General features: G+C 54.0%; 1 protein-coding gene. It reads left to right on the top strand.

The window, feature by feature from the left end; genetic code table 11:
* Nucleotides 1–87: 87 nt before the first annotated feature.
* Nucleotides 88–668, top strand: a 581-nt coding sequence (locus R8N49_RS27640) for a hypothetical protein (protein ID WP_318190518.1), incomplete at its 3' end; no start/stop codon positions are given.

The raw sequence follows: 668 nt of genomic DNA, 5'->3' as shown, positions 1-668 counted from the left end.
GGTGAGGGACTGCACGGTATCATCACCACAGATCGGGCCGACGGGTTGCTGTACGTACTCTCACGATACGAAGATCCGGAGTGGTGGTTGCCGAAATCGAAGAGCACGGCAAACCGGAATGACGCTGATCGAAAATTGAACTTTGCTCGGATCACCGGGGAGCAGCTGCGATTCGAGGCCAAAATTATCCTGGCACGGTCAATCTGGCGAGAGCGCGAGCTGAGCAATGGCACTATTAAAGTGTTGTTCGGCGATTTGGTGTGTTGGTTGAACTGGTTACACGAGCAGGGGATTAGCACTCAGGAGAAGGTGACGCCTCTGGTAGCCGCCCGCTATGTGGAATTCGTCCACCGCCTTACTTCTGCAAAAAGACCCTTCAATCCACTTGCCAGTCAGACGAAGGCGCATAAGTTCTTTGCTGTTGAGCGATGCTGGCAACTCCTTCGGGATACCCCAAGCGCGTTTGGTCACCCCTGGCCAGAAAGCTCGGCCGTCTCCCTGGCCGGGCACAAACAATCAACCAAAGCCAAGACTAAGATCATTCCAGATAACATTCTTAGGCACCTGTTCCAGCACGCCGAATCCCTGCTCGGTCAAGCTGACACCTTGCTGGCACATCGGGATGCGTTGGCTGACTTCAAACCTTGTTCTGAAAAGCGAACGACACA

Source organism: Vibrio sp. 1978 (assembly GCF_033344345.1).
Note: the sequence above shows the minus strand (reverse complement) of the source record. Positions and strands in the feature narration are given on the sequence as shown.